This window comes from Pseudomonas piscis (assembly GCF_009380155.1).
In the GTDB taxonomy this organism is placed as follows: Bacteria; Pseudomonadota; Gammaproteobacteria; order Pseudomonadales; family Pseudomonadaceae; genus Aquipseudomonas; species Aquipseudomonas piscis.
In genome coordinates this window covers 1,474,994-1,499,478 of the sequence record NZ_WHUV01000001.1, presented here as the reverse complement: position 1 = coordinate 1,499,478, position 24,485 = coordinate 1,474,994, and the positions used below count along the sequence as shown (strand labels likewise).

The following is a 24,485-nucleotide window of genomic DNA, read 5'->3' as shown; positions in this document are numbered from 1 at the left end:
GCCACTTCCTTCTTGTAGGTTGGTCGCTCAATCCTGCCACAGCACGACTTCCTCGCGCTCGCTCCAGGCCTGGAAGCTGTCGCCATAAGCGGACTCGATCACATTGCGCTTGATCTTCAGGGTCGGGGTCAGGAAACCGTTTTCCACCGCCCAGCTACCCTTGACCACCACCAGCCGATGCAGGCGCTCGTGCTTGTCCAGGCCGCCATTGACCTGGGCCAGGAGGTTTTCCAGGCTGCTGTGCAAGCCTTCGCGAGCGCTGCCATCGGCCTCGCGCTGGCCGGCCGCCGACAACACGCACAAACCCAAGGGCGCGCTCAGGCCATCGCCGACCACGCATACCTGCTCGATGTGCGCATGCTCGGCCAGGCGGATCTCGATGGGCGCCGGCGCCACGTACTTGCCCTTGCTGGTCTTGAAGATTTCCTTGAGCCGACCGGTCAGGCGCAGGTTGCCGGCAGCATCCTGCTCGCCCTTGTCGCCGGTGCGTAAAAAACCATCCTCGGTGATGGTCTCGGCGGTCTTCTGCGGGTCCTTGTAGTAACCCTGCATCACCGCCTGGCTGCGGACCTGGACCTCGCCGTCCACGGCGATGCGCACCTGGACCTCGGGACAGGGCCGGCCGATCCAACCCGGGATGTATTCTCCCGAGCGGCCCAGATGGGAGTAACCACAGTTCTCGGTCATGCCGTAGACCTCCAGCACATCCAGGCCCAGGCGCTGGTACCAGTGCAACAGGGCCTGAGACACTGGCGCGGCTCCGGACAGGGCCACGCGCAGCGCATCCAGCCCCAGCCCCGCCAGGACCTTGTGCCCGACCCACTTGCCAATCAGCGGCAGGCCCAGGAGCAGGTCCAGGCGCCTGGCCGGCATCTTGGCGTAGACCCCCATCTGGAACTTGGTCCAGATCCGTGGCACGCCGAACATCGCCGTGGGCCGGGCACGCCGCAGGTCGGCCAGGAAGGTATCGAGGCTCTCGGCAAAAAAGATCGTCTGTCCGGTGTAGAGCGCGCCCATCTCGACGAATACGCGCTCGGCCACATGGCACAACGGCAGGTAGGACAGCAGCCGGTCGCCGGGCCCCAGGCCGAACATCTGAACTCCATGGCTGGCGGTGAACCCGAGGTTGCCGAAGCTGTGCATCACGCCCTTGGGCGATCCGGTGGTACCGGAGGTATAGATGATGGTGGCCAGTTGGTCGGGCCCCGGGCAGGGGCTATCGGTCATTGGCTGGCAACGCTGCAGCGCCTCCCAGCTGAAATCGAAGCGGCCCTGCGGTGCCAATGGCAGGCTGATGGTGGGCAAACCAGGCCTGATGCCCCGGGACATTTCCGGCCAGGCATCGAGCTTGCCGATGAACGCCAGGGCCGACCCGGAATGCTCCAGCACCTGGGCCACCGACTCGGCGGTGAGGTTGGGGTACAGCGGCACCGAGACATGCCCGGCCATCCAGATCGCCAGGTCGGCGATGATCCAGTGGGCGGAGTTCTTGCCGATGATCGCGATATTGCTGCCCGCCGGCAGTTGCCGCTCCCGCAGCCACTGGGCGGCGCGTCGGACCTGCTGGGCGACCTCGGCCCAGCTCAGTTCCTGCACCTGGCCACCGGCGCAGGGCTGGACCAGGAAAAGTTGCTGGGGATGACTTGCTTCACGCTGGTAGAACACTTGCAACGGCAAACGAAAAGCAGCAGACATGACGCGCTCCTTTGTTCTTGTTGTGTTCGGGAACAGCCGCTAACCAACCAAGCACTTGCTCGGTCGACTATTCCACGCACCAGGGAGCGCTGCAAGTTAAGAAATGTAGCCGGCATCAGCCTTGCCGACACCCACCACCGGAGCCATGGGCCCGGCGGCGAGGGCATCAGGGATGGTCGACGCGAACCAGGGTCATGGCCCCGGCCAGCGGCCAGTCGCCTGCCAACTCCGCCAGGCTGGCGGTGTCCATGGCTTGCGGGTCACGCAGGTGACCATGCTGCAACAGGCCGATCAGGCTGCCCACCAAGGGTTGGTGACTGACCAGCAACAGGTTCTCGGCGCTGTCCAGTTGCTCCAGCGCCCTCAGTGGATTGGTATCCGGGGTGAGCCAGGACACGGTACGCACCTCGCCCTCAAAGCCCAGGGCCTCGCGCACCAGGTGCGCAGTTTGCTGGGCCCGGACATAGGGACTGGCAAGGATCCCGGTGATGGGCTGGCCGATCAGTTGCGCGGCGCTGGCCAGCACCTGCTGCCGGCCATGGGCCGTCAGGTTGCGCTCGGCATCGGTGGCCGCATGGGCTTCGGCCTGGCCATGGCGCAATACCCAGAGCCTCACAGCTTGGGCTCCTCGTCACGCACCGGATGCGGCGCCGGGGGCACGCTGTGGGGCGCCTCGCCCTCCGGAGCCCGGGGCGCCGGCCAGTCAGCGAACGGCCAGGGCTTTTGTTCGGTGTGGAAACTGCCGAAGCGGCCGATCTGCGCCAGGAACTGGCTCAGGCTGTCGCCGAAGTTCATCAGGCTGGCATTGGGGGCGCCGTAGACCAATCGGTAGATGAGCTGCACTACCACCAGCGCCCCCAGGAGGAACTGCGCCACCTGCCACACCAGGGCGAATACCAGCATCCACAACACCCGCAGGAGAATGGATTCGTACTTGGCCTCGGAATTCGTATCGTTCATGTCTCGCTCCTGTACTGCTCAGTTGAATCCGCTGGTGGAGATAAAGTCGACATCGGTTTTCGGTTCGCCGCGCATCAACAGCTCGATCACCTGGGCGAGCGTCCGGCCTTCGAACAGGATCGCGTGCAACCCGGCTACCAGCGGCATGTAGACCCCCAGCTCCTGGGCCTTGGCCTTGAGCACCTTGAGGGTGTTGACCCCTTCCGCCACTTCGCCCAGGCGGCTCACCGCCTCGTCCAGGCTCAGGCCCTGGCCCAGGGCGAAGCCCACCTGGTAGTTGCGGCTCTTGGGCGAGGAGCAAGTGACGATCAGGTCGCCGACCCCGGCCAGGCCAAGGAAGGTCATGGGGTTGGCCCCCTGGCTCACGGCGAAGCGGGTCATTTCCGCCAGGGCCCGGGTGATCAACATGCTCTTGGTGTTTTCCCCCATGCCCAGGGCCACCGCCATGCCGGCGATGATTGCGTAGACGTTCTTCAAGGCGCCGCCCAGCTCGACGCCGAAGCGGTCGGCACTGGCGTAGACCCTGAAGGTACGGCCATGCAGCACCGCCTGGACTTCTTGGCACAGTTGCTCGTCCTCACTGGCCACCACCGTGGCGGTCAGGGCATGCTCGGCCACTTCGCGGGCCAGGTTGGGGCCAGAAAGCACGCCGATCCGCGCCTGGGGCGCGATGTCCTCGAGGATCTGGCTCATCAGCTTGAAGGTCTGGGCCTCGATGCCCTTGGTCAGGCTGACCAGCATCTTGCCGCTGAGTCGCTGTGCATGGGGTGCCAGCACCGCGCGCAGGGCACTGGAGGGCAAGGCGACGAAACACAGGTCGCTGTCCTCGAGGGTGGCCAGCAGGTCGGTGACCGGCTCCACCGCCGGGTGGATCTTGATGCCCTTGAGATAACGCGGATTCTCGCGATTGAGCCGAATGGCCTCGGCCTGCTCGGGATCACGCATCCACTGCCGCACCGCCTGGCCGTTCTCGGCCAGCAGGTTGGCCACGGCGGTACCGAAACTTCCGCCTCCCAGGACCGCAATAGGGCGCTGTTGTGTCATATGCAATCCGTTTTTCCATAGCAGTGGCGATGGCGGCATTATACGGGGCGGCCATCCGACCACCAGCCCCGGTCAACTGTCCGGGCGATCTGTCGGAAACCCGCGCAGGCGCTCGGCAGATGCAGGCCCATCGAATGGAAAACTCGACCGTCTCGGTTAACATGCGCGCCATCTTTCACGTTTCAAGGCTGCGCCGTGCCCGCTGGTCCCTCCCCCCTTCGCCTGTCATTGCTGCTGGGCATGCTATCCGGTCATCCGGCGCTGGCCGAAGATCTGTTCGTCGACGACGGCGCACTGCCCCAGGTATTGACCGCCACCCGCTTGAAACAATCCCCCGCCGCAGTGCCCGGCAGCATGACCGTGCTGGACAACGAATTGATCAAGGCCAGCGGCGCCCGGGACATCAGCGAACTGCTGCGCCTGGTCCCGGGGATGATGGTCGGCGCCATCAGCGGCAACCAGGCCACGGTCAACTACCACGGCACCAGCGCCAGCGAAGCCCGGCGCATGCAGGTCCTGATCGACGGGCGCTCGGTGTATCGGGCCGGATTGGCCACCGTGGACTGGAGCGACATTCCGGTGGCCATGGAGGATATCGAGCGCATCGAGGTATTCCGCGGCCCCAATACCGTCAGCTACGGCGCCAACGCATTGATGGCGGTGGTCAACATCATTACCCGCTCGCCGGCCAACAGCCATGGCACGCGGATCAAGGTGACCCGTGGCCAGCGTGGTGTGGCCGACTGGTACGCCAGCCAGGGTACCGGCTGGGACGGCGGCGACCTGCGCCTGTCGCTTTCGGGCCAGGAGGACGATGGCTTCGACAAGCGCCAGGACGGGTCGGACTATCGCGACAGCCGGCGCCTGAACCGCATCAGCCTGGCGCTCGGCCAGATGCTCGACGAACGCCAGAGCATCGATTGGCAGTTCAATGCCAAGGAAGGCAGCAACCAGCGGCCTTATACCTATCGGCCGGTGTTCAAGGACTACGCCGAGAAAGGCTACAACTCCGACGTGATCGCCAAGGACTATGCGACCTCCCTGCGCTGGAACCTGGACCTGGACCCACGGCACAGCCTCTACGTCCAGGGCTCGGCCCAGCACTGGGATCGCCAGCAGACCTGGAGGGCTTGCGATGCGGCCCTGTCCTTCAGTCCCGAACTGGCGCGCCTGTGGCAGCTCAACCCGAACTACACCGAGCGCCTGGCGCGCAACATGCCTGATAACCCCGGCGCGGCACCGGCAGGAACCGAGGAAGAAAAAGCACTGGCGCGGCAGGTCATCGGTCAATGGAACGCCGGCGGCAAGAACCCCGTCTGCGGCAATATCGACCAGAGCACCCGGGAAACCCGCTACGACCTGGAAATACAGGACACCCTGAGCCTCGCCGACGACCTGCGGCTGGTCAGCGGCATGAACTACCGCTACGACCGCGCCGACTCCGAGACCTATTTCAACGGCGTGCTGGATGACACCACCTGGCGCCTGTTCGGCCAGTTGGAATGGCGGGCCAGCGAACACTGGCTGATCCAGGGCGGGGCCATGTACGAAGACGCCCGGCTCACCGGGAACTCCCTGACCCCGCGGATCGCCGTCAACTACCTGATCAACCCGCGCCACGGGTTGCGGGCGGTGTACTCCGAAGCCATACGTTCCCCGGACATGTTCGAGAACAACGTCAACTGGAGCTATCGGGTCACCGGCCTGAGCGCTCCGGTCTACGGCCAGAACAGCGCCCAGTACTTCGTCAAGACCCGCGGCCCCGGCGACCTCGACCAGGAACGCATGCGCTCCCGGGAGCTGGGCTACAACGGCTATTTCGTCGACCAGCGGCTGAACCTGGATATCAAGCTGTTCTACGACGAAATCAGCAGGATGGTCAGCGAGCCGCTGCGCAACAACCAGTACATCGCCAGCAACAGCAACTCGGCGCGTTTCACCGGCAGCGAAAGCCAGCTGGATTGGCAACTGAGCCGCGCCGACCGCCTGCGCCTGACCTACGCCTATGTCCATGCCCAGGCCAGCAACCGCCTGGACCAGCGCTTGAGCGCCAGCAACAGCGGCTCGGCCGGCTGGCTGCGCAACTGGGGCCAGGGCTGGTCCAGCGCACTCTTCTACTATGGAGACAGCGCCCTCAACGGCTACCGTTTCCAGCGGGTCGATACCCGCGTCGCCAAGCGCCTGTCCCTGGGCAAGGCCGACCTGGAGCTGGCCGGCACCTTGCAACAGCGGCTCGACCACCAGCCCGTCACCTTCGCCGACAACCGCTACGACTCCCGCCACACGTTGTACTTCAGCGCGGAGCTGGAGTTCTAGCATGGCTCGCTCGCGCAAGGGCCTGCCTCGACTCGGCTGGAGCCTGGTGCTGCTGGGCTGGCTGCTGTGCGCGCCGTTGCGCGCAGCCGAAGTGCTGCTGACCGCCAGCGAAGACAGCGACAGCGTGCGCAGCTTCGCCCGGGAACTGGCGGACCTGCGCCCCCAGGACCAGGTGCGCTTCGAGCCGCTCGGGCAATTGCCCGCACCGGGCCTCTTGCCGGCGGCCACGCGCTTGATCCTGCTGGACCCGCAAAGCCTCGACTGGCGCCTGCAGGATGCGCAGGGCCCGGCGACCCTGGTGCTGCGCATCAGTCGCCTGCAAGCCGCCCAACGCCTGCCAGGTACGCCGCAGCCCAGGCTCACCCTGCTGTGGAGCGACCCGCCCGGGACCCGCCAGCTACGCCTGATCCACGAGGTGTTGCCCCAGGTCCGCCGGGTGGGCGTGCTGTACAGCCAGGACAGCCGGTTCCTGCTCGAGGAACTGCGCCAGGCGGCGCGCGCCCAGGGGCTGGAGATCGTCGCCGAGGCCTGGGACGACATCGGCGACAGTCGTCCATTGCAGGAAGTGCTGCGCAACAGCGAAGTCTTGCTGGGCCTGGACGACCCCAGCCTGTACAACCCCAAGACCGTCAAGAACCTGCTGCTCAGCAGCTATGCCCGACAACAGGCCCTGATCGGGCCCAACGCCGGTTTCGTCAGGGCTGGCAGCCTGGCCAGCACCTACAGCGACCAGCAGGACTGGCTGCAAACCCTGGACCAGCTGCTGGACCGGCCACCAGCCCAATGGCCCCGTTCGCAGTACCCGGCGGCCTTCAAGGTATTGAGCAACCCACAGGTGGCACGCTCCCTGGGCATCGAGGAAATCGATCCTGAGGCCGTCGCCCGCCAGTTGAGCGAAGGAGAGAAACGCCCATGACATTGCGTCGCCGTTGGGATATCCAGGCCCGTACTCAGCTGATCAGCCTCGGCCCCGCGCTGCTCCTGACACTGTTGCTGATCAGCTTCTTCACTTTCGTGCGCATCCAGGACCTGCACCAGGAGCTGGACCACACCGGCCAGCTGATCGCCAACCAACTGGCCCCGGCCACCGAGTACGGGGTGATCTCCGGCAACAACGAGGGCCTGGAAAGCCTGTTGCAAGCGACCCTGAGCACGCCCCACGTGCAATTCCTGGAGGTCCAGGACAGCGCCAACAACATCCTGGTGTATGTCGAGCAGCCTTCGGCCAGCCATGACCATGCGAAACAGATCAAAGTGTTCCAGGCTCCCGTGCGGCTGCAGCGGATCCAGGTGCACAACGACTTCCTGCAAGAGGATCCGGGCAGCCTGGCCAGCCAGGGCGACGGCTACCTGGGGCGCGTGCTGGTCGGCATGTCCAACGACGCCTTCAGCCAGCGCCAACAGGAAATCGTCCTCAAGGCCGGGATCCTCGCCCTGTTCGCCCTGCTCTTCACCTTCCTGCTGGCCCGACGCCTGGCCGCCGGCCTGGCCCAGCCGATCAGGGCCATGAGCAACGCGGTCAAGGCGATCCAGGAAGGCGACTTCAAGACCCCGTTGCCGATCGTCGACGATGGCGAGTTGGGCAACCTGGCGCGGCACATCAACAACCTCGCGGCCGGCCTGGAACTGGCCAGCCGCGAACAGCAGCAGGCCATGTCCCAGTTGATCCAGACCCGGGAAGAAGCGGAACAGGCGAACAGGGCCAAGTCGGACTTCCTGGCGATGATGAGCCATGAGTTGCGTACGCCTATGAACGGTGTGCTGGGCATGCTGCAGTTGCTTGAAACCACCGAGATGACCCGCGAGCAACGCGAGTACGCGGCACTGGCCTCGGAATCCACCGAGCACCTGCTCAAGGTGATCAACGACATTCTCGACTTCTCGCGTATCGAGCGCTCGGCCCTGGAGCTGGAACACATTCCGTTCAACCTGGCCGAACTGATCGCCAGTTCGGCCCAGGCCTTCCAGCACAGTGCCCTGCAACGGGGCCTGGACCTGAAGTTGCGGCTGGCGCCGGGACTGGAGGCGTTGCAGGTCAAGGGCGATCCGACGCGGATCCGCCAGATCCTGGTCAACCTGGTCGGCAACGCGCTGAAGTTCACCGAACAGGGCAGCGTGACCATCGAAGCCCAGTGGCAGGCCCTGGACCACGAGCTCCTGTGGTTCACCTGTGCGGTACGCGACAGTGGCATCGGCATCAACCCGGCCAGCCTGGAATCGATGTTCGACGCCTTCCAGCAGGCCGACAGCTCGATCTCTCGGCGCTATGGCGGCACCGGCCTGGGCCTGCCCATCGCCCGGACCCTGGCCGAGCGCATGGGCGGCACCCTGCGGGCCCAGAGCGAGGAAGGCCGGGGCTCGGTGTTCACCCTGGAAATCCCCCTGGCGCTGTTCCAGCAGACACTGCCGGTAGCGGCCCCACGGGCCAGCACTGCGGCGGACCAGGGCGCAGGCCGCAACGTGCTGCTGGTGGAGGACAACCCGGTGAACCAGACCGTGATCCAGGCCATGTTGCGCAGCCTGGGCTTCAGCGTGAGCATCGTCACCGATGGCGCCCAGGCGGTACGCAGTGCCGAAAGCCTGATTTTCGAGGCGATCCTGATGGATTGCCGGTTGCCGCTGGTCGACGGCTACGAGGCCACCCGGCAGATCCGGCAACTGCCCGGTTGTGCCGATCTACCCATCATCGCGCTGACCGCCAATGCCCTCCAGGGTGACCGTGAGGCCTGCCTTGCGGCCGGCATGAACGACTATCTGGCAAAGCCCTTCAAGCGGGCGGATCTACAGCAAATTCTCCAACGTTGGGTGCAATAGCGGGCTATTTTCAAACATCTGCGACTGGCGTGGCGGGCGAAAGTGCGGCAGTCTTAGGCACCCGATGGGGCCCTGAAAAGGCCTCCGAAAAAAATTTCAGTGCACAAGTGTACATTCATGCCCTTTGCGCTGTGACTTTCACTACAACGCAATAGTCTATGAGTAGGCTGCCGGCTCGAGGCATGAACGCTTCGATCGGCCGGGAAGATTTGCCCAACCCTGCCGCACGGGACTATTGAGGAGCTCGCATGACCAAACAAAACGCCTTTACTCGGGAAGATCTGCTGCGCTGCAGTCGCGGTGAGCTGTTCGGCCCAGGTAATGCGCAACTGCCCGCCGGCAACATGCTGATGATCGATCGCATCACTCACATCAGCGGCGAAGGTGGCAAGTACGGCAAAGGTGAGTTGGTCGCCGAGCTGGATATCACTCCGGACCTGTGGTTCTTCGCCTGCCATTTCGAAGGCGACCCGGTGATGCCAGGCTGCCTGGGCCTGGATGCCATGTGGCAGCTGGTGGGGTTCTTCCTGGGCTGGCAAGGCCTCCCGGGCCGCGGTCGCGCCCTGGGCTCGGGAGAAGTCAAATTCTTCGGCCAGGTGCTGCCAAGCGCCAAGAAGGTCACCTATAACATCCATATCAAACGCGTCCTGAAGGGCAAGCTGAACCTGGCCATCGCCGATGGTTCGGTCAGCGTCGACGGCAAGGAAATCTACACTGCCGAAGGCCTGCGGGTCGGCGTGTTCACCTCCACTGACAATTTTTAAGGGTTATCCGCATGCGCCGCGTCGTTATCACTGGTCTGGGCATCGTTTCGTGCCTGGGCAATGACAAAGAGACCGTCTCCGCTAACCTGCGTGCAAGTCGCCCTGGCATCCGCTTCAACCCGGAATATGCCGAAATGGGTCTGCGTAGCCAGGTTTCCGGCTCCATTGACCTGAACCTCGAAGAACTGATCGATCGCAAGATCTACCGTTTCGTCGGCCACGCGGCAGCCTATGCCTACCTGGCCATGAAGGACGCCATTGCCGACTCCGGCCTGACCGAAGAGCAGGTATCCAACCCGCGCACCGGCCTGATCGCCGGCTCCGGCGGCGCCTCGACCCTGAACCAGATGGAAGCGCTGGACATCCTGCGCGAGAAAGGCGTCAAGCGCGTTGGTCCGTACCGCGTCACCCGGACCATGAGCAGCACCGTTTCCGCCTGCCTGGCCACGCCGTTCAAGATCAAGGGCCTGAACTACTCCATCGCTTCGGCCTGCGCCACCAGCGCCCACTGCATCGGCACCGCCATGGAGCAGATCCAGATGGGCAAGCAGGACATCGTGTTCGCCGGCGGCGGTGAAGAAGAGCACTGGACCCAGTCGTTCCTGTTCGACGCCATGGGCGCCCTGTCCACCCAGTACAACGAGACCCCGGAGAAAGCCTCCCGCGCCTACGACGCCCAGCGTGACGGTTTCGTCATCGCCGGCGGTGGCGGCATGGTGGTGGTCGAGGAGCTGGAACACGCCCTGGCCCGTGGCGCCAAGATCTACGCGGAAATCGTCGGCTACGGCGCCACTTCCGATGGCTACGACATGGTGGCTCCGAGCGGCGAAGGCGCCATCCGCTGCATGCAGATGGCCATGTCCACCGTCGACGCCCCGATCGACTACCTGAACACCCACGGCACTTCGACTCCGGTCGGTGACGTCGCCGAAATGAAAGGCGTGCGTGAAGTGTTCGGCGCCAAGGCTCCGGCCATCAGTTCCACCAAGAGCCTGTCGGGTCACTCCCTGGGCGCCGCCGGCGTTCACGAAGCGATCTACTGCATGCTGATGATGGAAGGCAACTTCATGGCCGGCTCGGCCAACATCGACGAGCTGGATCCGGAAGTGGCCGACATGCCGATCCTGACCAAGACCCGCGAAGACGTTGCCTTCAACACCGTGATGAGCAACAGCTTCGGCTTCGGCGGCACCAATGCCACCCTGGTCCTCAAGCGCTGGCAGGGCAAGTAAGTCCCGCCGTAGCCTGAAAAAAAGCCCCGACTGGTTCGGGGCTTTTTCTTGCCCGGGATTCACACCGAGAAACGCGCCACCATGGCGTTGAGATCCACCGCCAGGCGTGACAGCTCCTGGCTGGCGGCGCTGGTCTGGTTGGCCCCCGCCGAAGTCTGGTGGGCCAGGTCGCGGATATTCATCAGATTGCGATCCACCTCCCGCGCCACCGCTGCCTGCTGCTCGGAGGCGCTGGCGATGACGGTGTTGCGCTCGTTGATCTCGGTGAAGGCCGAGGCGATTTCCTCCAAGGCCTGTCCGGCCGCCTTGGCCACTTCCAGGGTCGAGCGGGCGCGGCTGTTACTCTGCTGCATGGAGTTGACCGCCAGGTCGGTGCCTTGCTGGATGCCCCCGATCATCTGTTCGATTTCCTGGGTCGATTGCTGGGTCCGATGGGCCAGGGCCCGCACCTCGTCGGCCACCACCGCGAAACCGCGTCCGGCATCCCCGGCCCGCGCCGCCTCGATGGCGGCATTCAGCGCCAGCAGGTTGGTCTGCTCGGCAATGGCACGGATCACCTCCAGCACCTTGCTGATGCCGTAGACCTTCTGGGCCAGATCTTCCACCTGATTGGCGTTGGCCGTCACATCTTCCGCCAGCGACTCGATGGACAGCACCGTCTGCTGCACCTGCTCGCGCCCGTGCTTGGCGATCCGGTCGGACTCCCGGGAAGCCTGGGACGTGGCCACGGCATTGCTGGCCACCTCCTCCACTGCCGCGGTCATCTGGTTCACCGCCGTGGCCGCCTGTTCGATTTCCTGATTCTGCTGGTACAAGCCCCGGGTCGCATCCTCGGTGACGCTACTGAGCTCCTCAGAAGCCGAGGCCAGCTGGCTCGAAGAATCGGAGATCCGCTTGATGGTTTCCCGCAGGCTGTGCTGCATGGCCTTGAGCGCATGGAGCAAGCGCGCCGGCTCGTCCTTGCCGCTCACCCGGATATCGCCGGTCAGGTCGCCGCCGGCCACCACCTCGGCCACGCTCAACGATTGCGCCAGGGGCAGGACGATGCTGCGGGTCAGCAGCAACGCCAGGCCAACGGTCACCAGCGCCGCCGCCACGATCATCACCACCACCCAGATCCGCGACCTGCTGAACACCTCCTGGGCCAGGTCGGTGGCCTGGGTGGCGCTCTGCTTGTTCAGGTCGATCAGGTCATGCAGGGTGGCGGCCATTTCATCGGCCAACTGGTTCATCTCGCCGTTGACGACCTTGGCCGCCGCCTCCACCTGGTTCTGGCTGGAGTACTGCATGACCTGGGCCTGGCGCTCCAGGTACTGCTTCTCGATGGACTTGAAGCGATCGAACAGCACACGCTCCTGGGGCAGCACGATCAGCGACTCATAACGTCCCTGGGCGATGCCCAGGCCCTTCTTTATGTCGTTGATCTTGGCTTCGTTCTGGGCGATCGCCTGAGGATCGCGATTGATCAGCAGGCGCAAGGTCAAGGCGCGGACCCGCAGCAGGTCCTGGCTCATGTCACCAACGGACATGACGCTGGGCAACCAATTGCTCTCTACCTCATCGGATTGCTGGCGCATGTTGGCCATTTGCATCAGGGCGAATGCCCCGAGGATAAACATCATGAGCGCCAGCAAGCCAAAACCCAGGCTTGCCCGTGGCGCAATATTCAGACTTCTGAGGCTCATTCCTTTGGCTCCTTCCTAGAGCGCTGCAAGACTTGCAGCAGGGTGCTCTTAGACGGTATCGGGCCAGATGGAATTTGCGTAAGACGAAAAAGTGATATCAAAACGCCCAAGTACTTCGATACCTGGGCATAAAACGATTCAGCGCACCGAAAATCGCTGTTCTGCCAACAAACGGTCGCCCTGGAACACCATGAAGTGCCATTCACCCGGCACCACTTCGTGGCTTTCGGTGAACTCGTAGGCCATCACATCCTGAGGGGCATTGAGCACCAGCTTCTGGGTCACTTCCAGCTTGTCATGGCGCAAGCCATCAGGAGTGCGAATACCCGGCGTCAGGTACAACAGGGTCAGCGGCTGGCCGTCGGCGACCTTGCCCAGCAGTTGGTAGCGCATGCCGAACTTGGTGCCCAATCGGGCCGGTACCACGGCAGTCTGCTGGATCTTCTCGTTGCTGCGACGCAGCACCCGCTCCCCCGATTGCAGCTCGGCCTTGGGGCCTTCGAACACGCCGAACTCCACGGGGCCTTCGACACGGACCTCGGCACTGGCCAGGCCGCTGACGATCATCAGCGCCGCCAGGACGCTTGAACGAGTGAAATGCATATCGCGCTCCTTGATTGAGATGGCGCGAGCATATGAACCAAGGGTGACAAGCTGATGACAATCCGCCGGGACAGCGGCTCAGCGAGAAGCCGGGAGCACGGCCAGGAAATTGTCATGGGCCACCTTGCGGGCCACCTCGGCCGGCAGGGCATCGAGGAACCCATCGAAGCCGTGCAACTCCCGCCCCAGCTTGTCGAAACGCCCGACCACATCCGAGCCCAGCATGAAGCGCTCCGCATAGCGCTCCACCAAGCGCAGCCATTCCCGGCGCGGGGTGCCCTGCTCGTCCAGCAGATAGGGAGTGAGCAGGCTCCAGGACAGGTCTATGTAGAGGTTCGGGTAGCGCTCCAGCAACCGCTCCAGGGTCGGCAGCAGGAACTCCAGGCGCTCCTGGTGACGATGGATTTCGGCACTGGTGCCGGCGTGGGCCCAGATGAACCGGGTCTGCGGATGCTGACCCAGGGGCTCCTCTATCTCTGCCAGGTACAGGGGATTGCGCTCGCGCTTGGAGGTGATGTTCGAATGCAGCATCACAGGCAGATCATGCTTCGCCGCCAGGCGATAGACCTTGGCCATGGCCTCGTTGTTGGCCCGTGGCGTATCGCCGTCGATCAACGCGGTGAGGTCATCATGGCGAGTGAAAACCTCGCCGATGCCCTGCCACAACCCCGGATCGAGATCGAGCATGCGCTGGATATGGGCCGCGGAATTCTTGTCGTTGGGATTGAACCCCGAAAGGAACGGATGCAGGCGCCGGCGTTGCTCGACCGGTAGTTGCTTGACCGCGGCGGCCACCAGCACATCGGTGGCGCTGTACCAGTAGGCACCGGCATCGTCCCCGGCGTAGTAGCGCGGACGCTTGGGTTCGTCCTCGTGCCATTTCTTGGCCACCGGGATCCCGGAGATCATCGCCTGCTCGATCCGATTGTCGGCCATGGCCTCGAGCAAGGCCTGCATGCCCTGGGTTTCCTGGAAAAAATCGACATAGTGCAGGTGTGCATCGCTGTAGATGTAGTCCCGCGCCTGTGCTGCCGCCAGGGGCAGCATCAGCAGCAAAGACAGGCAGCTTGCGTGAAAATGGCTCCAGTGCACCGCTCAGGCTCCCGAGTATCGAAGCAGGATAGACCGTGGCGCCAGGTCGCAGGTTCAGAAAATGGGGAACACACGAGTCGTGCGATGCTCTATAACTTCAGCACCTTTTAATGCCTGATTCCATCAATCACTGCCTGAGGTTTGCCATGACCATCACCGTCAACACCGAGTCCAGCGAAGGTTACCGCCACAGCATCCAGGTGGACGACCACCACTTCTTCACCGACCTACCCAAGTCGGCAGGTGGCGAAGGTACCGCTCCGGAGCCCCATGATTACTTCGACGCCGCGCTGGGGGCATGCAAGGCCCTGACCCTCAAGCTCTATGCCCAGAAGAAGAACATCCCGCTCACCGGCGTCACGGTGGAGATCAAGCATGACAACAGCGAAGAAACCAAGGGCAAGTACGCCCTGCATGTGAAGCTGACCCTCAAGGGCGTGCTCACCGATGCCCAGCGTGAAGAACTGCATCGAGTGGCCGATCGCTGCCCGATCCACAAGCTGATGACCACCAGCGAAGTGAGCATCGAGACCCACCTCTCCGAAGGCGCCTTCAGCCAGTAGCGCGCGGCCTGGGCAAGCGGGTTATGCTCCCGGGCATAACCCGACCAGCCTGGAGCCCGCCATGAATTCCCCCCTCGTGATCCGTCCCCGTGCCGAGGACGTCGAAGGCCAGCCCATCCTCCGCCCCCTGCCCTCGGCGCAATGTCGCAGCGTCGGGCCTTTCGTGTTCTTCGACCACATGCTGGAAACCACCTATCCGGCGGGCAAGGGCATGAACATCCGCCAACACCCGCATATCGGCCTGTCCACCCTGACCTACCTGTTCAGCGGACAGATCCAGCACAAGGACAGCCTGGGTTCGGACCAGGTCGTCGAGGCCGGGGACGTCAGCTGGATGACCGCCGGCAGCGCCATCGCCCACGTCGAGCGCACGCCATCGGCGCAACTGGACCGGGAGCGGCGCATGCATGGGCTACAGGTATGGCTGGCTTCGCCCCGGGACCAGGAACAGGGACCGGGGCACTACAGCCATCACCCCGCTGCCAGCCTGCCGGTGAACGACAACCTCGGCGTGAGCATCCGCATGATCGCCGGCCATGGCTTCTGCCTGGAGTCGCCAGTGCCGGTGCTGTCCCCGACGCTGTACGCCGAACTGCAGCTGCAAACCGCCACCAGCCTGCTGATTCCTACCGAGCATCAGGAACGCGCACTGTACGTGCTGGCAGGCGAGGCCCAGCTGGATGGCCAGCCGGTGGAGCTGAATACGTTGGTGATCCTGCCGGAAGGCGAAACCGCGACCCTGTTCGCCGAAAGCGATTGCCATGCGGTGTTGATCGGTGGCGCGCCCCTGGACGGGCCACGCCGGATCAACTGGAACTTCGTCGCCAGCGATCCGGCCCTGATCGACGAGGCCCGCCGGCGCTGGGCGGCCGGGGACTGGCCGCAGGTCCCGGGAGAAAGCGAGCGGATCGAGCTGCCAGCGGGCAAACGCTGAGCCCTCCCGCCCGCCACGACCGTGGCATGGATCGTGGCGGGCGCAGGAGCAGTTGTCAGCCCCGGAACACTTCCTCGAGCAGGTGATGCATGGTGGCGAAGGCCCGGCCGGAAACCTTGGCGTCGTACATCATCTTGCCCGGCACATTGGCATGGGTATCGGTGAAGGAATGCACCGCACCACCGTAGCTCACCAGTTGCCAGTCCACCCCGGCGGCATCCATCTCCGCCTCGAAGGCCGGCAGTTGCTCCTTGGCCACGAACGGATCGGCCGCACCATGCAGTACCAGCACCGCGCCCTTGATATTGCGTGCATCGGCGGGCTCGGGAGTATCCAGGGTGCCGTGGAAAGACACTGCCGCCTTCACCGGTGCGCCGCTGCGAGCCAGCTCCAGAGCACAGCAGCCACCGAAGCAGAAACCGAAGGTCGCCAGCTTCGAGGTGTCGACTGGCGCCTCCCCTTGGGCCTGCAAGGCCGCGAACGAGGCCTGCATGCGCTTGCGCAGCAGCGCGCGGTCATCCTTCAACGGAGTCATCGCCGCCCCCGCTTCGTTGAAGTCACGAGGCCTCAGCGCCTGCCCATAGAGATCGGCGACCAGCACCACATAACCCTGGGCGGCTACCGCTTCGGCGATCTTCTGCGCGCCGGCGGTAACCCCCATCCAGTTCGGCGCCATCAGCAAGCCCGGGCGGGGCCCCTTGTGGGCGGCATCGAAGGCCAGACGGCCCTCATAGGGTTGTCCGTCGACCTGATACACCACGGAACGCACGGTGATTTGACTCATGACTCAGCTCCTCCAGCAAAGGGACACCAGAATGAAAAAACCCGCCGTTAGGGCGGGTTTTTCTTGCTACTTGATTAAACCGACAGCTCGACCAGGAGCTTGTTCAACCGGCGGACATAAGCCGCTGGGTCTTTCAAGCTATCACCGGCTGCCAGGGCAGCCTGGTCGAAGAGGATGTGCGACAGGTCGCCAAAACGCTCTTCGCTCTGCTCGCCGTCGAGCTTCTCGATCAACGGATGGCTTGGGTTGAACTCGAAGATCGGCTTGGAGTCCGGCACCTTCTGCCCGCTGGCTTCGAGGATCTGGCGCATCTGCAAGCCCAGGTCCTGTTCACCGATGGCCAGGATCGCCGGCGAATCGGTCAGGCGGTGGGAAACCCGCACTTCGCTGACGTTCTCGCCCAGGGCGGTCTTGATCCGCTCCACCAGGCCTTCCTTGCTCTTGGCAACTTCCTCGGCGGCCTTCTTGTCCTCTTCGGAGTCCAGGTTGCCCAGGTCCAGGTCACCACGTGCCACGTCGACAAAGCTCTTGCCGTCGAACTCGTTGAGGTAGCTCATCAGCCACTCGTCGATCCGGTCGGTAAGCAGCAGCACTTCGATGCCTTTCTTGCGGAAGACTTCCAGGTGCGGGCTGTTCTTGACCTGGGCGTAGGATTCGCCGGTGAGGAAGTAGATCTTGTCCTGGCCTTCCTTGGCACGCGCCAGGTACTCGGCCAGGGAAACGTTCTGCTCGCCGTCTTCGCCCTGGGTGGAAGCGAAGCGCAGCAGGCCGGCGATCTTCTCCTTGTTGGCGAAGTCCTCGGCCGGGCCTTCCTTCATCACTTGGCCGAAGTTCTTCCAGAAACCCTTGTATTGCTCAGGCTCGTTCTTGGCCAGCTTCTCCAGCATGTCCAGTACGCGCTTGGTCAGCGCCGACTTCATCGAATCGATGATCGGGTCTTTCTGCAGGATCTCGCGGGAGACGTTCAGCGACAGGTCGTTGGAGTCCACCACGCCCTTGATGAAGCGCAGGTACAGCGGCAGGAAGGATTCGGCCTGGTCCATGACGAACACGCGCTGCACGTAGAGCTTGAGGCCCTTCGGTGCTTCACGCTGGTACAGGTCGAACGGCGCGCGGGCCGGTACGTACAGCAGCGAGCTGTATTCCAGCTTGCCTTCGACCTTGTTGTGGCTCCAGCTCAGCGGGTTTTCGAAGTCATGGGCGATGTGCTTGTAGAACTCCTGGTATTCCTCGTCCTTGATTTCGGTACGCGGACGGGTCCACAGGGCACTGGCACGGTTGACGGTTTCCCACTCCAGCGCCGGCTGCTGTTCGCCTTCGGCAGCCGCGGCTTCCTTGGGCAGTTCGATCGGCAGGGCAATGTGATCGGAGTACTTCTTGATGATGTTGCGCAGGCGCCAGCCATCGGCGAACTCGTCTTCGCCGGACTTCAGGTGCAGGACGATGCGGGTACCGCGCTCGGCCTTGTCGATGGTAGCGACTTCGAACTCGCCTTCACCCTTGGAGGACCAGTGCACGCCCTCGCTGGCGGCCAGGCCGGCACGACGGCTGAACACTTCGACCTGGTCGGCGACGATAAACGCGGAGTAGAACCCGACGCCGAACTGGCCGATCAGGTGCGAATCCTTCTTCTGGTCGCCGGTGAGGTTCTTCATGAAATCGGCGGTGCCGGACTTGGCGATGGTCCCCAGGTGGGTGATCACATCTTCACGGCTCATGCCGATGCCGTTGTCTTCGAGAGTGACGGTCTTGGCGTCCTTGTCGAAGCTCACGCGGATTTTCAGCTCGGCGCCACCTTCCAGCAACTCGGGCTTGGACAGGGCTTCGAAGCGCAACTTGTCGACCGCGTCGGAGGCGTTCGAGATCAGCTCGCGCAGGAAGATTTCCTTGTTGGAATACAACGAATGGATCATGAGGTGCAGCAGTTGCTTCACCTCGGTCTGGAAGCCCAGGGTTTCCTTTTGAGTTTCCACACTCATGGTCATCAAACTCCAATCAGATGGCATTGGCCGCACTCCGGAAGCGGTGAACGGCGGGATGACATGAAAGTGGGGATCACTCGGCAGATTTCAAGAGCCGATCCGATCCTGGATCTTGAAATGTGCACGAGCGGTGGCGATCGGCTCGTCGGCAGTGCTCTGCCACGCCGTAATCGCGACATTGGCCACCCGCCGCCCCTGGCGGCATACCTGGCAACGGGCAAAGGTGTCGCGAAAACGCCCGGCGCTCAGGTAGTCCAGGGAAAAGTCGATGATCTTCGGCACCTCGGGAGAACCGGTGAAGACCAACAAGTGCAGGGCTGCCGCCAATTCCATGAAGCCGGCGATCACCCCCCCATGCAGCGCCGGCAACAAGGGATTGCCGATGTTGTCCTTGTTGGCCGGCAGGCGAAACAGCAACTCGTCGCCCAGGCGCGAACACTCGATACCGATCAACGCGGCGTAGGGAATCCGCTGCAGCAAGGCTGCGTACTCGCCCTGGCGGTGGGCCTGCTCCAGCAGGGTCTTGAGATTCTCGCTCATGCCCGCTCTCCCTTGCTGGCAGCGGAAGCGCCCGGCAAGCCCTTGCCCATGCGCATGAAGGTTCCTACCACATGGGCCACCGGACGCTCGGGATCGTCCTGGTAGGCAAAACCTCGGGTGAAAATCACATCGGTGGTGACCCTGTAACACTGGGCAAACCCGTGCACGGCCTGATGCGGTTGCGCCGGGTGCATATAGTCTATGCGTAGGTCCAGGGTCGGGCACACCTCGAACTCCGGCAGTACGCAAAGGGTGGCCAGGCCGCAGGCGGTGTCCATCAGCGTGGTCAGGGCCCCGCCATGGATGACCCCGCTCTGGGGGTCGCCCACGATTTGCGGGCTATAGGGCAAGGTCAGGGTCAGCCCCTCCGGGGAGGCGCTATGGACACCGATACCCAGCACCTGGCAGTGGCGCAGCGCGGAAATAAAGCGCTGTGCTCGTTCGAAGATTAGATCTTGCGCCATGGCGAATGCCTCTAGTTATTGTCTGGAATGTGCGCTCGATAAAGTAAAAAAGTTCCGTGACATCAATCTTTAATATATCTGCGCAGCCAAGGAACTTAAGTCACAAGGCCATGATCGAAAGGCCAGTAGATATCTTCACTCAGGAGAAACACCCCATGCGTAAGACTTTAGCTATTGCCCTGATGCTGACCGCTTCCCTCGGTCTGGCTGCCTGCGACAAGAAATCCGAGGACAAAGCTCAAGATGCCAACCAACATGCTGAGCAAGCCCAACAGAAAATGAACGAAGCTCAGGATAAGGTGAACGACGCAGCCAAGGAAAACGCCGAAGCTGCCAAAGATCAGGCTGAATCCAACAAGGCCGCTGCTGAAGAAAGCGCCAAGGAAGCAGCACCTAAAACCAACTAAGTCGGTTTTAGCGCAGTACAGAATAAAGCCCGCCAAGTGCGGGCTTTATTTTTTTCGGCGTAACTTCTACGCCAACAACCAACGAAAAGTTGGACTAAGCATCAATAACAGAGAACACGACAGGCCAACTCCCCAGGCCAGGCTCCGCTGCCACGCCAGGTCGGCCAGATAACACCCCAGATAAAGCACACGGGCAACCACGAAGACGATCGCCAGCGTATCGATCAACCAACCCTGGGTCTGCGTGGTGTGTGCCATCAACACGCCCACGGCGAACAGGATGAACGCTTCGAAACTGTTCTGGTGCGCCGCCAGGGCCCGGGCACCACGCCCGCTCAACCGGGCCTGTTGCAGGCGCGGCAGATGGTTGTCGTAGCCGCCCTGCTCCTTCATGGCCTTTGCCACAGGCATCCGCGCAATGAAGATCAACAACGCACTGATAAACACGCACCAGAACGGAATGGTCATCAGTTGCTCTCCTTGTTCACCTCGGGCAATGGCGCCTCTGTAGGGGTATAGACCATGACGTCCAGAACGTCGGAATGGAACTCGCGACGATAGAGCACCAGCACCACCCCACTGCTCATCAACATGAACAACCAGGGACTGACGAACCAGGCCAGCATGCTCATGCCGAAGTAATACGAGCGCAGGCCAAAGTTGAACTGGTTGGCCGCCATGGAAATCACCCGCGCGGCGCGGGCGGCAAAGGCCTTGCGCTCCTGCTCGGAGACATGCCGCTCACCGATCATCGGCGCCGAACCCACCAGCACCGCGGCGAAGTTGTATTGGCGCATGCACCAACTGAAGGTGAAGAAGGCATAGACGAACACCAGCGCCAGGCACAGCAACTTGATTTCCGACATGCCCTGGGATGCCTGCTGGACCATGGGGATGTCGGCCAGCAGCGAGACCGCGCGCTCCGATGCTCCCAGCACAGTGATGATGCCGGCCAGGATGATCAGGGTACTGGAGGCGAAGAACGAAGCATTGCGCTCCAGGTTACCGATCACACTGGCATCGGCGATGCGGTTGTCCCGCAACAGCATGCGGCGCATCCAGTCTTCGCGATACAGGTGCAGGACGCTGGCCAGGCAAGGTGTGTCACGGCCTTTCCAGGTGGCATAGCGGGTGTAGCCGCCCCAGCAAACGATGAACCAGAGGGCGGCCAATAGGTGGATCTGGTTGGCTTGGATGAACGACATGCAAATTCCTGTGGGCATTGGCGAAAGCTGGGAGCAATGTTTCGACGCCTCGCCAGAGAAAAAGACACCGCGCGAGCCCCCATAAAAATGGTTCTTCACAGATTGCCGGGAAGTCGTTCTTGATCTTCATGAAAAAGAATTCGCTGCTCCGATAGCCGTAAGCCATCCGGTTGTTGATACCTTCCAACCGTCCCGTGTGCATCGGCCATCTCACCCTGCTCAATACCGCGCCAGTATCCTTTCCGGTGTTTAGCAAACGGTTTCAGCTTTGGTATCGCGCCTTCATCATCCTGGCGTAAGGATGATCGCCTGGCGGTAGCAAGGGGGGGCCACAGCGTTTGAGCTCTGTCCTCATCAGATAAATCATCAGCAACTTAGCCGCCAGGAGATCCCGCAGATGCATTTGCTGATCTTCGCGCCTGAGACTCTCTGGATTACGCAGCAGAAGCCACCGCAGTTGCTTGATCACCTTGCGAGCAAGCTTGTCATGCACAGGCGGCTGGCTTCATCGGTCCGGACCCGGTCAATCACCTCTCGCCCATACTTGGCAACCACATGAAACAGGTCATGGACCATGGGCGCCTGAGGGCAATGTTGAAGCACTTCCAGATCAAATGCAGTGCTCATATTCCTTGCCACTGTTTCGAACCGTGCACAGCCCTCCGGTCCCAGCTCTTCAAAAAAAGCGTCTGATAGCGACTTGGCTACGCCCTTCGCCACTCCACCGCACCCGGTGGGTATCGGCATCCAGCACCACGCTAGCGTAGCGTTGCCCTCTGAACAGCGCGAACTCATCCATCAAACCGATATTTTTTCTACCTTTCCCAGGGTTCCGTGAAGAACCAGAAAAATGCCCGTATCTCACGATACGGGTGTTTTCTAACCGACCAATGGATTGCGAGGTTTCATACAGGCTGTGAATGCGAGCCTTTTTACCTGCAGATTTTACTTTCGAGCATTTTCGCTACCTGACGGCGTCAAACGACAGAGGCATTACCGTACAGACAACCCTCAAAACGTATTGACATATTGAATGACCAGTCAGATAATCGGCCAAATAAAGGATATAAGATTCAAAAAGTCTTTGGCCTGACTGCCCTGAGCAGACTAGCCAAAGGAGTACGGACGCGCACTCGTTGAAGGCAGTCAACATGACGACCTCGAGCTATTATGGAAAATGGCACGAAGGCTGGTATCTCTGTGCCAGCCTAACAACGGTAGTAGTGGTTGCTGCCCTGGCAATCCTAGCTATCCAGCCTGACATCACAGGCATACGCAATGTAGCGGTGTTCTCGGCACGTTGCGCACTGTTTCTATTTTGTACAGCATTTGCCTCCGGCGCACTTCATGCGCTATGGCCCGCCCCCCTGACCCATTGGCTCAAACGCAATCGCCGTCATCTGGGGGTAGCTTTCGCAACAGCACATACCGTGCATCTGTCGGCAGTAATTGCCTTTGCCATTGAAGCCCCAACACTCTTCGACACGGCAAAACCACCGTTTATCTTCAGCATCCTTGGCGCTATTGGCTATTTGTTCATGTATGCAATGGTCGCCACATCCTTTGATTACACCGCCATCTTGCTAGGTCGCAAACTTTGGCAATTACTTCACTGGATAGGAAGCTACTATTTATGGTCGATGTTCATTTCAGCATTCACCATCTATACACTTCACCGCCCCACGATTGAACTTCATGTAATCCTCTGCGTGGGACTGCTACTTATTGCCTACGGTTTGCGGATAGCCGTCCGGATCAAACGCTCACAATTTAAAGTACAGGGCACCGCTGCACACTGAATAGCACCCTGTTGCCGTCAAGTTTTCGCCCGCACCATGGATTAGTTTTCGTTATTCAACAATTGCAAGGAGCTTATCTGTGCCTCTTTCTCACAGTTCAAAGAATAGAATTGCATTGGCAGCAATTTGCCTCGCCTCATTAATGTTCGGCCTGGAGATATCAAGCGTGCCGGTTATCCTGCCCGGACTGGAAACAGTATTGCAGGCTGACTTCAAACAAATGCAATGGATCATGAACGCCTATACCATTGCCTGCACAACCATCATGATGGCCACTGGAACCCTAGCTGATCGATTTGGTCGCCGCCGTGTTTTCATCATCAGCATCGTAGCCTTTGGCATTACCTCTCTAATCTGCGGCCTAGCACAGAATGTATCAGTGCTGATAGCCAGCCGATTTCTTCAGGGGCTGGCCGGCGGTGCCATGTTGATCGCGCAGGTCGCCATCCTGTCACATCAGTTCCAGGAAGGACGCGAACGAAGCAAAGCCTTTGGCGCCTGGGGAATCGTGTTCGGCATGGGCCTGGGCTTCGGCCCGATCATTGGAGGCCTGATCGTAGCCGTTTCCAGTTGGCAGTGGGTGTTCTTGGTTCATGTGCTGATTGCTGTGGTGACCCTTTTTCTGGTTTTTGCAGGTGTTGAGGAGTCGCGCGACCCACAAGCACGCAAACTGGACAGTCTGGGCATCGTAACCTTGTCACTGACAGTTTTCGGCCTGGCCTACTACATCACCCAGGGACCAGACCTTGGTTTTGGCAGCACACAAGCGCTCAGCATTCTGGCCGCGACAGTCGCCAGTTTCGTGGTGTTTCTTTACGCGGAAAAAAAACACTCCCACCCGATGTTCGATTTCTCGGTATTCAAAATCCGCAACTTCTCAGGCGCCCTACTGGGATCGATCGGCATGAACTTCAGCTTCTGGCCGTTCATGATCTATCTGCCCATTTATTTTCAGAGCGGACTGGGGTACGACCCTATTACCGCCGGCCTGGCACTGCTCGCCTACACCTTGCCGACCCTGGTGTTTCCACCTGTCGGTGAACGACTGGCCCTGCGCTACCGTCCTGGCGTCATCATCCCTTGCGGGCTCTTTACCATAGGCCTGGGCTTCATGTTGATGAAGTACGGCAGCAGCATGGAGCATGCCAGCTGGTTAACCATGCTTCCCGGCTGTCTCATAGCAGGTATTGGCCTGGGTATCACCAACACTCCGGTTACCAATACAACGACTGGTTCGGTAGATAGCAGTCGTGCAGGCATGGCATCAGGCATAGACATGAGCGCCCGAATGATTTCTCTGGCGATCAACATTGCACTGATGGGGCTTATTCTCGCTCAAGCCGTCTATATGCAATTGAAGCAAAGCCTTGCCGGTAACATCGACGATGCACAACTGCATACACTGGCCGAGTCCATTTCTTCCGGTAATACCGTTTCCAACGCCGTAGTATCATCGGCAGCCATTCATGACTCTCTCAGTTACGGCTTCGGTGTATTGATGTTGTATGGAGGAATTGGCGTTTGGCTGCTGGCAACTCTCAGCCTTGTAATATTCGCACCGCAATCGAAGCGTTATCTGGCAACCAATCAATAAACCTTCAC

23 protein-coding genes and 1 pseudogene are annotated in these 24,485 nt (G+C 61.6%); 10 read left to right on the top strand and 14 right to left on the bottom strand.

Annotated features, from left to right (window positions below; all coding sequences use genetic code 11):
- Positions 1-27 precede the first annotated feature (27 nt).
- From GDH07_RS07125 to GDH07_RS07110, 4 genes are all read right to left on the bottom strand, one after another.
- Entirely contained in the window at positions 28-1,695 is a 1,668-nt protein-coding gene (locus GDH07_RS07125; RefSeq protein WP_152897015.1) for an AMP-binding protein, read from the bottom strand.
- 166 nt (positions 1,696-1,861) lie between these two features.
- Positions 1,862-2,311, bottom strand: a complete 450-nt coding sequence (gene sixA / locus GDH07_RS07120; protein ID WP_022643128.1) for a phosphohistidine phosphatase SixA — start codon at positions 2,309-2,311, stop codon at positions 1,862-1,864.
- Positions 2,308-2,655: a DUF4389 domain-containing protein gene (locus tag GDH07_RS07115; protein ID WP_022643127.1), complete on the bottom strand. Its 348-nt coding sequence runs from the start codon at positions 2,653-2,655 to the stop codon at positions 2,308-2,310. Before GDH07_RS07115 ends, sixA begins: the two co-directional genes overlap by 4 nt.
- Before the next feature lie 18 nt (positions 2,656-2,673).
- Entirely contained in the window at positions 2,674-3,699 is a 1,026-nt protein-coding gene (locus tag GDH07_RS07110; RefSeq protein ID WP_053134985.1) for an NAD(P)H-dependent glycerol-3-phosphate dehydrogenase, read from the bottom strand.
- A 240-nt stretch (positions 3,700-3,939) separates the two neighbouring features.
- On the opposite strand from GDH07_RS07110, the gene GDH07_RS07105 reads away from it, so the two are divergent.
- The 5 genes from GDH07_RS07105 (at position 3,940) to fabB (ending at position 10,825) form a co-directional block, all read left to right on the top strand.
- Entirely contained in the window at positions 3,940-6,015 is a 2,076-nt protein-coding gene (locus GDH07_RS07105) for a TonB-dependent receptor plug domain-containing protein (protein WP_152897350.1), read from the top strand.
- A gap of 1 nt (position 6,016) precedes the next feature.
- Positions 6,017-6,931 carry an ABC transporter substrate-binding protein gene (locus GDH07_RS07100; protein WP_152897014.1) on the top strand — a complete coding sequence of 305 codons (915 nt, stop codon included), beginning with the start codon at positions 6,017-6,019 and terminating at the stop codon, positions 6,929-6,931.
- Positions 6,928-8,829 (top strand): ATP-binding protein, encoded by a 1,902-nt coding sequence (locus GDH07_RS07095; protein WP_022643123.1) that lies wholly within the window; start codon positions 6,928-6,930, stop codon positions 8,827-8,829. The genes GDH07_RS07100 and GDH07_RS07095 overlap by 4 nt, the downstream gene beginning before the upstream one ends.
- A gap of 248 nt (positions 8,830-9,077) precedes the next feature.
- Complete coding sequence (fabA, locus tag GDH07_RS07090; protein ID WP_022643122.1) at positions 9,078-9,593, top strand: 3-hydroxyacyl-[acyl-carrier-protein] dehydratase FabA; 516 nt, start codon at positions 9,078-9,080, stop codon at positions 9,591-9,593.
- An 11-nt stretch (positions 9,594-9,604) separates the two neighbouring features.
- On the top strand, positions 9,605-10,825 hold the full coding sequence (fabB, locus tag GDH07_RS07085; RefSeq protein ID WP_022643121.1) for a beta-ketoacyl-ACP synthase I: 1,221 nt from the start codon (positions 9,605-9,607) through the stop codon (positions 10,823-10,825).
- Positions 10,826-10,884: 59 nt separating this feature from the next.
- Here the strand turns inward: fabB and GDH07_RS07080 are convergent, their stop codons facing one another.
- From GDH07_RS07080 to GDH07_RS07070, 3 genes are all read right to left on the bottom strand, one after another.
- Positions 10,885-12,510, bottom strand: a complete 1,626-nt coding sequence (locus GDH07_RS07080; protein WP_152897013.1) for a methyl-accepting chemotaxis protein — start codon at positions 12,508-12,510, stop codon at positions 10,885-10,887.
- A 138-nt stretch (positions 12,511-12,648) separates the two neighbouring features.
- Positions 12,649-13,113 carry a DUF3859 domain-containing protein gene (locus GDH07_RS07075; RefSeq protein WP_152897012.1) on the bottom strand — a complete coding sequence of 155 codons (465 nt, stop codon included), beginning with the start codon at positions 13,111-13,113 and terminating at the stop codon, positions 12,649-12,651.
- Positions 13,114-13,191: 78 nt separating this feature from the next.
- Complete coding sequence (locus GDH07_RS07070; RefSeq protein ID WP_152897349.1) at positions 13,192-14,160, bottom strand: amidohydrolase family protein; 969 nt, start codon at positions 14,158-14,160, stop codon at positions 13,192-13,194.
- A gap of 191 nt (positions 14,161-14,351) precedes the next feature.
- On the opposite strand from GDH07_RS07070, the gene GDH07_RS07065 reads away from it, so the two are divergent.
- Positions 14,352-14,768, top strand: coding sequence for an OsmC family protein (locus GDH07_RS07065; RefSeq protein WP_053135001.1), 417 nt, complete (start codon positions 14,352-14,354; stop codon positions 14,766-14,768).
- 61 nt (positions 14,769-14,829) lie between these two features.
- Positions 14,830-15,702, top strand: coding sequence for a pirin family protein (locus GDH07_RS07060; protein ID WP_152897011.1), 873 nt, complete (start codon positions 14,830-14,832; stop codon positions 15,700-15,702).
- Positions 15,703-15,757: 55 nt separating this feature from the next.
- Here the strand turns inward: GDH07_RS07060 and GDH07_RS07055 are convergent, their stop codons facing one another.
- The 4 genes from GDH07_RS07055 to GDH07_RS07040 form a co-directional block, all read right to left on the bottom strand.
- A complete protein-coding gene (locus tag GDH07_RS07055) occupies positions 15,758-16,486 on the bottom strand; it encodes a dienelactone hydrolase family protein (protein ID WP_152897010.1) in 729 nt (242 codons plus the stop codon).
- 74 nt (positions 16,487-16,560) lie between these two features.
- On the bottom strand, positions 16,561-18,465 hold the full coding sequence (gene htpG / locus GDH07_RS07050; RefSeq protein WP_152897009.1) for a molecular chaperone HtpG: 1,905 nt from the start codon (positions 18,463-18,465) through the stop codon (positions 16,561-16,563).
- Between the two features lie 90 nt (positions 18,466-18,555).
- A complete protein-coding gene (locus tag GDH07_RS07045) occupies positions 18,556-19,008 on the bottom strand; it encodes a PaaI family thioesterase (protein WP_152897008.1) in 453 nt (150 codons plus the stop codon).
- On the bottom strand, positions 19,005-19,472 hold the full coding sequence (locus GDH07_RS07040; RefSeq protein ID WP_152897007.1) for a PaaI family thioesterase: 468 nt from the start codon (positions 19,470-19,472) through the stop codon (positions 19,005-19,007). The genes GDH07_RS07045 and GDH07_RS07040 overlap by 4 nt, the downstream gene beginning before the upstream one ends.
- A 155-nt stretch (positions 19,473-19,627) precedes the next feature.
- On the opposite strand from GDH07_RS07040, the gene GDH07_RS07035 reads away from it, so the two are divergent.
- Entirely contained in the window at positions 19,628-19,879 is a 252-nt protein-coding gene (locus tag GDH07_RS07035; protein WP_011060058.1) for a hypothetical protein, read from the top strand.
- 66 nt (positions 19,880-19,945) lie between these two features.
- Here the strand turns inward: GDH07_RS07035 and GDH07_RS07030 are convergent, their stop codons facing one another.
- The 3 genes and pseudogenes from GDH07_RS07030 to GDH07_RS32800 form a co-directional block, all read right to left on the bottom strand.
- Positions 19,946-20,347, bottom strand: a complete 402-nt coding sequence (locus GDH07_RS07030) for an MAPEG family protein (RefSeq protein ID WP_053135004.1) — start codon at positions 20,345-20,347, stop codon at positions 19,946-19,948.
- Positions 20,347-21,084: a DUF599 domain-containing protein gene (locus GDH07_RS07025; RefSeq protein WP_053135006.1), complete on the bottom strand. Its 738-nt coding sequence runs from the start codon at positions 21,082-21,084 to the stop codon at positions 20,347-20,349. Before GDH07_RS07025 ends, GDH07_RS07030 begins: the two co-directional genes overlap by 1 nt.
- 106 nt (positions 21,085-21,190) lie before the next feature.
- Positions 21,191-21,886: pseudogene (locus GDH07_RS32800) on the bottom strand (transposase); the annotation flags it as partial.
- Between the two features lie 349 nt (positions 21,887-22,235).
- On the opposite strand from GDH07_RS32800, the gene GDH07_RS07015 reads away from it, so the two are divergent.
- Both GDH07_RS07015 and GDH07_RS07010 read left to right on the top strand, forming a co-directional pair.
- On the top strand, positions 22,236-22,883 hold the full coding sequence (locus tag GDH07_RS07015) for a cytochrome b family protein (protein ID WP_152897006.1): 648 nt from the start codon (positions 22,236-22,238) through the stop codon (positions 22,881-22,883).
- Between the two features lie 79 nt (positions 22,884-22,962).
- A complete protein-coding gene (locus GDH07_RS07010) occupies positions 22,963-24,477 on the top strand; it encodes an MFS transporter (protein ID WP_343038187.1) in 1,515 nt (504 codons plus the stop codon).
- Positions 24,478-24,485 lie beyond the last annotated feature (8 nt).

Coding starts and splice junctions, on each gene's coding strand:
- GDH07_RS07040 (WP_152897007.1), bottom strand. CDS start 19,472: ATGGCGCAAGATCTAATCTTCGAACGAGCACAGCGCTTTATTTCCGCG.
- GDH07_RS07105 (WP_152897350.1), top strand. CDS start 3,940: ATGCTATCCGGTCATCCGGCGCTGGCCGAAGATCTGTTCGTCGACGAC.
- GDH07_RS07065 (WP_053135001.1), top strand. CDS start 14,352: ATGACCATCACCGTCAACACCGAGTCCAGCGAAGGTTACCGCCACAGC.
- fabB (WP_022643121.1), top strand. CDS start 9,605: ATGCGCCGCGTCGTTATCACTGGTCTGGGCATCGTTTCGTGCCTGGGC.
- GDH07_RS07125 (WP_152897015.1), bottom strand. CDS start 1,695: ATGTCTGCTGCTTTTCGTTTGCCGTTGCAAGTGTTCTACCAGCGTGAA.
- GDH07_RS07060 (WP_152897011.1), top strand. CDS start 14,830: ATGAATTCCCCCCTCGTGATCCGTCCCCGTGCCGAGGACGTCGAAGGC.
- GDH07_RS07075 (WP_152897012.1), bottom strand. CDS start 13,113: ATGCATTTCACTCGTTCAAGCGTCCTGGCGGCGCTGATGATCGTCAGC.
- GDH07_RS07080 (WP_152897013.1), bottom strand. CDS start 12,510: ATGAGCCTCAGAAGTCTGAATATTGCGCCACGGGCAAGCCTGGGTTTT.
- GDH07_RS07045 (WP_152897008.1), bottom strand. CDS start 19,008: ATGAGCGAGAATCTCAAGACCCTGCTGGAGCAGGCCCACCGCCAGGGC.
- GDH07_RS07115 (WP_022643127.1), bottom strand. CDS start 2,655: ATGAACGATACGAATTCCGAGGCCAAGTACGAATCCATTCTCCTGCGG.
- GDH07_RS07110 (WP_053134985.1), bottom strand. CDS start 3,699: ATGACACAACAGCGCCCTATTGCGGTCCTGGGAGGCGGAAGTTTCGGT.
- GDH07_RS07070 (WP_152897349.1), bottom strand. CDS start 14,160: ATGCTGCCCCTGGCGGCAGCACAGGCGCGGGACTACATCTACAGCGAT.
- GDH07_RS07025 (WP_053135006.1), bottom strand. CDS start 21,084: ATGTCGTTCATCCAAGCCAACCAGATCCACCTATTGGCCGCCCTCTGG.
- GDH07_RS07015 (WP_152897006.1), top strand. CDS start 22,236: ATGACGACCTCGAGCTATTATGGAAAATGGCACGAAGGCTGGTATCTC.
- fabA (WP_022643122.1), top strand. CDS start 9,078: ATGACCAAACAAAACGCCTTTACTCGGGAAGATCTGCTGCGCTGCAGT.
- GDH07_RS07055 (WP_152897010.1), bottom strand. CDS start 16,486: ATGAGTCAAATCACCGTGCGTTCCGTGGTGTATCAGGTCGACGGACAA.
- GDH07_RS07035 (WP_011060058.1), top strand. CDS start 19,628: ATGCGTAAGACTTTAGCTATTGCCCTGATGCTGACCGCTTCCCTCGGT.
- htpG (WP_152897009.1), bottom strand. CDS start 18,465: ATGAGTGTGGAAACTCAAAAGGAAACCCTGGGCTTCCAGACCGAGGTG.
- GDH07_RS07100 (WP_152897014.1), top strand. CDS start 6,017: ATGGCTCGCTCGCGCAAGGGCCTGCCTCGACTCGGCTGGAGCCTGGTG.
- GDH07_RS07030 (WP_053135004.1), bottom strand. CDS start 20,347: ATGACCATTCCGTTCTGGTGCGTGTTTATCAGTGCGTTGTTGATCTTC.
- GDH07_RS07095 (WP_022643123.1), top strand. CDS start 6,928: ATGACATTGCGTCGCCGTTGGGATATCCAGGCCCGTACTCAGCTGATC.